The sequence below is a fragment of the Rhodovulum marinum genome, from assembly GCF_004343075.1.
Classification (GTDB): Bacteria; Pseudomonadota; Alphaproteobacteria; order Rhodobacterales; family Rhodobacteraceae; genus Rhodovulum; species Rhodovulum marinum.
In genome coordinates this window covers 1-8293 of the sequence record NZ_SLXP01000028.1, presented here as the reverse complement: position 1 = coordinate 8293, position 8293 = coordinate 1, and the positions used below count along the sequence as shown (strand labels likewise).

Genomic DNA, 8293 nt, shown 5'->3' with positions numbered 1-8293 from the left:
GCCCGAGGCGGCCATGGCTGGCGCGCTTGGCGTGCGGCTGTCGGGCCCGCGGACCTATGGCAGCGGGATCAGCGACGACCCCTGGCTGAACCCCGGCGCGCCCGATCCCGACGCGCGGGCGCTGTCGCGGGGGCTGGGGGTCTATCTGCGGGGGATGGCGGGGCTGGGCGTGGCGCTGGCCGCCCTGTCCCTGGTGGCATGAGGAACGCATGATGACCAAACGCGACCATGGCGGCGACCTCGCCACAGCGATCAGGCGTTTCGGTGGGCAGCCCGGCGACTGGATCGACCTGTCCACCGGGATCAACCGCGTGCCCTTTCCGGTCCCGGTCATTTCCGAACGGGCTTGGCGCGACTTGCCCGGCCGGCCGGCGTTTGACGCGTTGGTCGCGGCCGCGCGCACCGCCTATGGCACGGACTGGCCGGTCTTGCCGCTTGCCGGCGCGCAGGCAGCGATCCAGCTGTTGCCCGCACTGGCCCCCGCCGGTCCGGTGCGGATCCTGACGCCGACCTACAACGAATATGCCGGCGTCCTTGCGCAGGCCGGGCGGCAGGTCCAGAAGGTGGATGACGCCCGCGCGCTGCACGGGGCCGGGGTGGCGGTCGTGGTCAATCCCAACAATCCGGACGGGCGATGCCATGCGCCCGACGCGTTGCACGCGGTCGCTGCGCGGGTGGGACTGCTGGTCGTGGACGAAAGCTTTGCCGATCCGCACCCTGACCTGTCGCTTTTGCCCGGGGCCTGCCCGCCCAACGTGATCGTGCTGCGTTCCTTCGGCAAGTTCTACGGTCTCGCCGGGCTGCGCCTGGGCTTTGCCCTTGGGGCGCGGGCGCATCTCGACCGCATGGCGGCGCTGGCCGGGCCCTGGGCCGTGTCCGGCCCCGCGCTCGAGATCGGCGCGCAGGCGCTGGCCGATGCCCCCTGGCGCGCTGCCAGCATCGCGCGCCTGTCCGGTGAAACCGCACGGCTGGATACGCTGGCCGTGCAGGGCGGGTGGCGCCTTGTCGGCGGCACGGCACTGTTCCGGCTTTACGACACACCCGATGCGCAGGCCGCGCAAGCACGCCTTGCCCGTGCGCATATCTGGTCGCGGGTATTTCCCTGGTCGTCCCGCTGGCTTCGCCTGGGCCTGCCGGGAACGCCCGAGGAATGGACCCGGCTGGAAAATGCGCTGGCATGATCCAACCGGGGCCGCGGCTGTCAGAGTGACCGAGACCCACCGCAGCACCCTGCGGCATATCACTGTCCCAAGGTCAGCCCGGGAATGGCGGCTGTTGCACCCCGATCCGGAACCCCATCGCATTCAGCACCTGCCCGGCTCTGCTTGCACGCCTGGGGTCCGGGTCCGTTTCGGGGTGCCGCGGGCGTTTTCCGGGTTTTGGGCGCATGCCCGCGCGCGGCGATGCGTGCCGGTTCAGGCCCCTTCTCGGACCGTCTGCCTTCATCTCAGCCAATCCATGGCTTGTACCAAGCACGACCTGCATAAGCTGTCGCCTGGAAGGCGCGCAGCCGGTGCCACACCTTGCGGATCACCGGCTGCGTCCGGGTCGGCCAGCCCAAAGGCTCAGGGCTTGACCGCGAAGAACATCGTCTCGCCCGAGTGATCGTCCACGCCATCATTGTCGGTGGATACCCACATCGTACCATCCTCGGCAATGGCCAGCCCCTCGACCTTGTCCAGCACATAACCGCCCGTCGCGGTCAGGTCGGGCAGCAGGTCGCGCACCAGTTCCTTGGACACCACCGGCAGGTCGCCGCCCAGCGGCGCGGGGACCATCTCGGCCAGCGGGATGCGGTAGATCGTCTTGGTCACCGCCGCGGTGCCAAGCTGGTTGTCGCGCTCGATCACGTAGACGAAATCGCCATGGGCGGTGATTTCGCTGAGGCCGACCCAGCCGGTTTCGGGCTGCGCCTTTTCATAGCGCACCGCGCCCCACGCGCCGGTTTCGGTGTCGTAGGCGACCAGTTTCACGTGGTTCTCGGGGTCGTCCTTCCATTCCCGCTGAACGGCCATCCACAGGGTGTCGCCGACCTTGGTGATGCCCTCGAAGCCGAAGCGCGTCTCCACCGCCATCAACGCGGGCGGCAGGCCGATTTCTTTCTCGATCTCGCCCTTGGCGTTGACGTGATACAGCGCATGCGGCACCACGCGGTCGGTGCGGCCTTCCGACGCCAGCCAGAACCCGCCCTCGCCATCCAACGTGATACCCTCGACATCCAGCTTCTGCGCGGGATGACCGGCGCGGGTGATGCGGATGGCGTCCACGATGCGGGCGGGCGTCTGCGTCGTGTCGATCTTGAAGATCGTCGGCTGGAACCCGTAAAAGCTGTCGTTCACGGCCCAGACCACGCCGCCCGCATCGGCGGCCATCCCCGAGATCGCGCCCCAGCCGGTCAGTTCGTCCATGCCCGCGCTGGTCAGGTGCGGATAGACGGCCGGCGCGTCCTGGTATTCGAAGATCATCACATGCGCCCGCGCGCCGCCATCCTCGATCAGGTCGGCCTCGTTGGCGGACACCAGCAGCCCCCGCGACGGGATCACTACGTAACCTTCGGGGCCCACGCCCGAGGGCAGGAGCTGTTTCAGCACCGGGGCCGCGGGGGCGCTGACGTCGTAGACCCCCACGACCGACGCGCGCTCGGCGCCGACGAACACCATCGGCGTGCCGCCGAAGTTGCCGAAGGTCACCGATTCCGGCTCGACGCCTTTCGCGTCCGACCGCTTGTCCGGGTAATGGCCGATCTGGACGATGGCGTGTTCGAAGCTGGTGCCGCTGTCATAGACCACGGTGCCGTCCTGGTGGAAGATCGTCCAGCCGCGCGAGCCGCCCTGGTAATCGCCCTCGTTCGCGGTCGCGAAATGGTCGGGGTCGATCCAGGTGACCGCGTCGGGTTCGCGTTTGCGGCCCTCTTGGCGTTCGGTGAAGATCAGCGCGCCGCGTTCGTCGGTGGCGTCGATGCCGTCGAGATTCACGGCCCCGGCGGAGAAATGCGACAGCACCTCACCGTCTTTCGACACCACCACGATGTGGTTGTTTTCCTGCAGGGTTACGACGATCTCGCCGTCCGCGTTGATAGAGACGTATTCCGGTTCGGGGTCCTCGGGCGCGATCTCGGCCAGCCCGGTCAGATCGACCGAGGCGATCATTCCGCAATCCAGCGCGCCGTCCGAAAGCGGCAGTATCTGCAGCGACCCGGCGGGAAGTTGCGGGATCATGCCGTCGTTCAGGTCCTCGTCCCGCTCGTTCTCGATGGCGACGGCAAGGAAGCCGCCATCGGGGGATATCGCCACGCTGTCGGGCTGACCGGCCAGCGCGCATTCGCCGATCACGTTACCCGTCGCGGTATCGATCGCGACCATCTTTCCCGAGGGATCGGTATAGCTTTCGGACGTGTTCACGCCGACAAAGGCCGTCGTGCCGATCACCGCGACGCTGGTCGGTTCGCCATCCAGCGCGATGTTGCCCTTGGGGGCCGGGTTCGACGGGTCGGTGATGTCGATCAGGCCCAGCACGCCCAGCGGGCTGTCGGTATAGACCAGCGTCATGCCGTCCGCGGTCGCGTCGATGATCTCGGCCGAGCTTTCGCGGGAGATGTCGTCGCCTTCGGCCATGTTCTGCACGACCGGGAAAGAGGCGATGCGGTTGAAGTTCATTTCGGCCTGCGCGGTCGCGGCGGCCAGCGCCAGAACCGAGGTCAGGCCCAGAAGGCGTGCGGTCATCGGAATCCCCGTTTGGAATGCGGTTATCCCGAGACCCATGGCGCCACTTGGTAACGAGCAGGTAGCAGTCGCGTATCAGTTTTGTGACGAAAGCCCGGACCGGACCCGTTCACGGTTTCGGCGCGGGTTTCCTCATCGGGCGCGCATCCGGCCCCTTTGCTGCGCGCGCCTTGAACCGTTTCGGCTTGGCGCCGTCCGGACCACCTTTGTCAGACGCGCGAGGTGGCCCAATCCGTTTGGACGGATCAACGGCATTCTTGCGCTTCTTCTGGTCCTGCAGGGCGCTATGGCCTTCGTGCCCCTTGTCTTTGGCGCCTTGGCTTCTGGCCTGTCCCTGCTTCGGCTTTCCACGCTTCGGCTTGCCCGCCTTGTGCTTGCCGGCAGCCTCTTGTCGCGCATCGGGTTTTCCCTTGCGCCGCTCGGCCTGCGCGGGTGCGGCAGGTTTGGATTGTTCTGCAGGCTGGGTGTCGAGGGGCGGTCTGTCGACATTCCCATCCGGACGCGATGCGCTTTGCGGGGCGTCCTGTGTGGCTGGCGGACCTATGGGAGAGGCGCCGAAGTCCGGAATGCCCGGCAATTCGGTAAGACGCGCTCCCTGTTCGATCTCGAGGTCGGGGCCCAGTTCGGTCTTCAGGGCGGGCACGGCCGCGGTCAGGATCTCGACGAAGGTTTCCTGGTACTGCACGCGAATGGCCCCGATCGCGTCCTTCGAAAGCCCGCAATTGCGGCACAGCATGGGCAGCAACCAGCGCGGCTCGGCGCGCTGCTTGCGGCCCAGGGACAGCGAGAACCAGGTGCTGGGCCCGAACGCGGCAGGCGCGCGCGCCTTGCGCGCCCCCGGCTCGGGGAGATCGCCCAGGATTTCCGGTGCAGAGTTGCGCTCCCGGTAAAGCCGCAAGTAGGCCGCCGCGATCTTTTCGGCGGAATGGGCTTTCAACAGACGCTCGGCGAAGCCCTGTTCTTCCGGGCCGAGCGGCTGGGCCCAGGCGGGATCGGACATCAGCCTTTCCTCGTCGCGCGCGAGGACCATTTCGGCCGAGGGCGGCGTGCCCCAGTCGGCCTCCAGATTGGCGGATCGCAAGAGGCGCTGTGCCTTCGATCTTTGACGCCCCGGCACGATGAGCACCGAGGTTCCCTTGCGCCCGGCGCGCCCTGTCCGCCCCGAGCGGTGCAACAGCGATTCCGCATTGGAGGGCAGATCCGCATGGATGACCAGTTCAAGGCCGGGCAGGTCGATGCCGCGCGCCGCCACGTCGGTGGCGATACAGACCCGTGCGCGGCCATCGCGAAGCGCCTGCAAGGCGTGGGTGCGTTCGGACTGGCTCAACTCTCCCGACAGGGCCACGACCGAGAACCCCCTGTTGGAGAATTTGGCCGTCAGCCGCGCCACCATCGAGCGGGTATTGGCGAATACGATCGCCGTCTGCGCGTCGTGATAGCGCAACAGATTGATGATCGCCTTTTCGATATCCGACGGCGCCACGGACAGCGCAAGATAGGCGATGTCGGCGTGCTGGGCGTCCTTGTCGCCGACCTCGATCCGCCGCGCATCTTGCTTCTGGTAGGTTTGGGCGAGCTTGGCGATGCCGCGCGGCACCGTCGCCGAGAACAGCAGGGTGCGGCGGCTGTCCGGCGTGTGATCGAGGATGAATTCGAGATCCTCGGAAAACCCCATGTCGAGCATTTCATCCGCTTCGTCGAGGACCACCGCCTTCACGTCGCTCAGGTCGATCACGCCCCGGGACACATGGTCCCGGAGGCGACCGGGCGTGGCGACGATGACATGCACGCCGCGCTCGATCGCCCTGCGTTCGGTGCGCGCATCCATACCACCGACAGACGACGCGGTGACGATCCCCGCCTCTGCAAACAGCCAGTCGAATTCCCGCTGCACCTGGATGGCCAGTTCCCGCGTGGGCGCAATGATCAGGGCCAGCGGTGCCGCCGGGCGATCAAATCGCCCCTCCCCGTTCAACAGATCAGCCGCAAGCGCCAATCCGAAGCCGACCGTTTTCCCAGAACCGGTCTGCGCCGACACCAGGAGATCAAGCCCGGCCAATTCCGGCTGTGTCACCGCCACTTGCACCGGCGTCGGTTCGAGGTAGCCCTTGGCGGCCAACGCCTTGGACAGCGTTTCGGGCAGTCCGGAGAAATCCTGCATAGATCACCTGGAAGGAAAGAAGACCCCGCCAATAAGGGTGTTTGCCGGCTTTGTATAGACCGCAAGGAGCATCTGGAACGAACTGCAACGGGCGTTGACGTGTCGCTTCATGTCCCGGGCGGCAGTCTATTGCGGCGCCGGTTGGGGCACTCTAATCTCATGGGAACCCGTTATCTTTCAGTGGCTTGATGGCTTACTGGGTTTCCTGAGATCGAAGAGCGAGGACAAGACGCCTCTGCTCGAGCGTTGTTTGTCGGTGGACCTCGAGGTCGATCCCAAGACCGCCGAGATTTTCGACATGGCAGCAGTGCGGTTCGGGGAGGGGCCTGCCGTTGTTGTCGCGAAGGGCAATATAAATCAGGGGCTTGATCAACTCGAAAAGGCGCTCGGCACGACGTCGCATATTGTCGGCCACAACATCCTGCGCCACGATATCGAGCATTTGCTGGCAGCACGGCCACGGCTTTTCGAGAAGATGGCCGCGCCGATCGACACGCTCTGGCTCAATCCCCTGGCCTTTCCGCGCAATCCTTACCACCACCTCGTAAAGCACTACCATGACGGGCGTCTGCAGGCGGGACATGTGAACGATCCCGAGCGCGATGCGCGGCTGGTGTTCGAGGTGCTGGAAAACCAGATCGCAGCGCTGACCGAGCTTGGCGAGCAATCCCCCGAAACCCTGGTCGCCTATCATTACCTTGCAACCCGCATGGACCGGGGCGAGGGCTTCGACGCGGTCTTTACCCATATCCGCAAGGCGCGGCAGCCCGACCGCGCCGCGGCGTTTGCGGCGATCCGGGCGCTCCTTGCCGGAAAGGCCTGCGGCGTGCAGGTCGGGAAGGCGATCGAGGCGCTGTCGGACCCGCGATCGGGCTGGCCGATGGCCTATGCGCTGGCCTGGATCTCGGTCGCGGGCGGGGAGTCGGTGATGCCGCCCTGGGTGCGGGCGGCCTTTCCGCAAGCGGCGCTGATCGTGCGCGATCTGCGCGACACTAATTGCGGCGACCCTGCCTGCGCCTGGTGCGCCGACATGAACAACCCCGTTGGGGCGCTGAAGAAGTGGTTCGGGTTCAACGGCTTCAGGCCCCAGCCGGCGGACAGCGCGGGGCGTCCGCTGCAAGAAGTCATCGTGGCCGAGGCGATCGCACATGCGAATGTCCTCGGCATCCTGCCCACGGGCACGGGGAAATCGGTCTGTTACCAGGTTCCGGCGCTCAGCCTCTATGACAAGACCGGGGCGCTGACGGTGGTCATCTCGCCGCTGGTGGCGCTGATGGCCGATCAGGTGCAGGGGATGGAGCGGGCGGGAATATCCTCGGCGGTGACCATCAACGGGATGCTGTCGATGCCCGAGCGGCAGGACGCGCTCGACCGGGTAAGGCTGGGTCAGGCGGCAATCTTGCTGATTTCACCCGAACAGCTGCGCTCCGTCTCGGTCCGTTCGGTGCTGGCGCAGCGCGAAGTGGGGCTTTGGGTTCTTGACGAGGCGCATTGCGTGTCGAAATGGGGGCATGATTTCCGACCCGACTACCGCTATATCGGCCGCTTCATCCGCGAGTTTTCCGGCGATGCGCCGCCCGCGCCGGTGCTGTGCCTGACCGCCACGGCCAAGCCCGAAGTGGTACGCGACATCACTACGCATTTCCGCGACCGCCTGGGCGTGGAGCTCGCGCTGTTCGATGGCGGGGCCACGCGCACCAACCTGACCTTTTCGGTGCGCCCGACCAGCAAGGAAAGCAAGCTTGGCGATATCCTGACGGTGATCTGCGAGCACCTGCCCGAGGACGGGAAATCCGGGGCCATCGTCTATTGCGCGACCCGAAGCGAGACCGAGCGGGTTGCGGCTTTCCTCAAGCAACAAGGGCTTGCCGCCGAGCATTTCCACGCCGGTCTGACCCCAGACGACAAGCATTCGGTGCAGGAGCGGTTTCGCGTGGGCGATCTGCGGGTGATCGCCGCCACCAACGCATTCGGCATGGGCATCGACAAGCCCGACATCCGGCTGGTGGTCCATGCCGACATTCCCGGCTCGCTCGAAAACTATCTGCAAGAAGCGGGCCGGGCCGGACGCGACCGGGAGCCCGCCGATTGCGTGCTGCTGTATCATTCCGACGATGTCGAACGGCAGTTCACCCTCACGGCCCGCTCGCGCCTTGCGAGCCACGAGATCGGCGCCATCCTGAAAGCCCTGCGCCGCATCGATGAACGCACCCGCAACAGCGGCGAGGTGGTGGCAACCGCGGGCGAGATCGTCCGCGAAGAGAAAGACCGCGAGTTCCTGCGCGACAGCGCCACCGACGACACCCGCGTCAAGACGGTGACCTGCCCCGATGAAGTGGTCCGGTTTCAGTCTTAGTGCATGAGGGGTCTTGGCGCTACGGCTGGTGTGGCCGGCGAAGCGGCTCCGGAT

3 protein-coding genes and 2 pseudogenes are annotated in these 8293 nt (G+C 66.3%); 3 read left to right on the top strand and 2 right to left on the bottom strand.

Going from position 1 to position 8293, the window contains the following annotated elements; translation table 11 throughout:
- Positions 1-202, top strand: a pseudogene (locus tag EV662_RS19215) (adenosylcobinamide-phosphate synthase CbiB); the annotation flags it as partial.
- A 10-nt stretch (positions 203-212) separates the two neighbouring features.
- Positions 213-1181 (top strand): threonine-phosphate decarboxylase CobD, encoded by a 969-nt coding sequence (gene cobD / locus EV662_RS19210; protein ID WP_132466495.1) that lies wholly within the window; start codon positions 213-215, stop codon positions 1179-1181.
- Between the two features lie 384 nt (positions 1182-1565).
- Here the strand turns inward: cobD and EV662_RS19205 are convergent, their stop codons facing one another.
- Positions 1566-3722: an esterase-like activity of phytase family protein gene (locus EV662_RS19205; protein WP_132466492.1), complete on the bottom strand. Its 2157-nt coding sequence runs from the start codon at positions 3720-3722 to the stop codon at positions 1566-1568.
- Between the two features lie 109 nt (positions 3723-3831).
- Positions 3832-5883, bottom strand: coding sequence for a DEAD/DEAH box helicase (locus EV662_RS19200; RefSeq protein ID WP_132466489.1), 2052 nt, complete (start codon positions 5881-5883; stop codon positions 3832-3834).
- 298 nt (positions 5884-6181) lie between these two features.
- Between EV662_RS19200 and EV662_RS19195 the strand changes: the two are divergent.
- Positions 6182-8200: pseudogene (locus EV662_RS19195) on the top strand (RecQ family ATP-dependent DNA helicase); the annotation flags it as partial.
- Between the last annotated feature and the right edge of the window lie 93 nt (positions 8201-8293).

Bases quoted from the DNA above. Each gene is read 5' to 3' on its own strand.
- cobD (WP_132466495.1), top strand. From the start codon at position 213: ATGACCAAACGCGACCATGGCGGCGACCTCGCCACAGCGATCAGGCGT.
- EV662_RS19205 (WP_132466492.1), bottom strand. From the start codon at position 3,722: ATGACCGCACGCCTTCTGGGCCTGACCTCGGTTCTGGCGCTGGCCGCC.
- EV662_RS19200 (WP_132466489.1), bottom strand. From the start codon at position 5,883: ATGCAGGATTTCTCCGGACTGCCCGAAACGCTGTCCAAGGCGTTGGCC.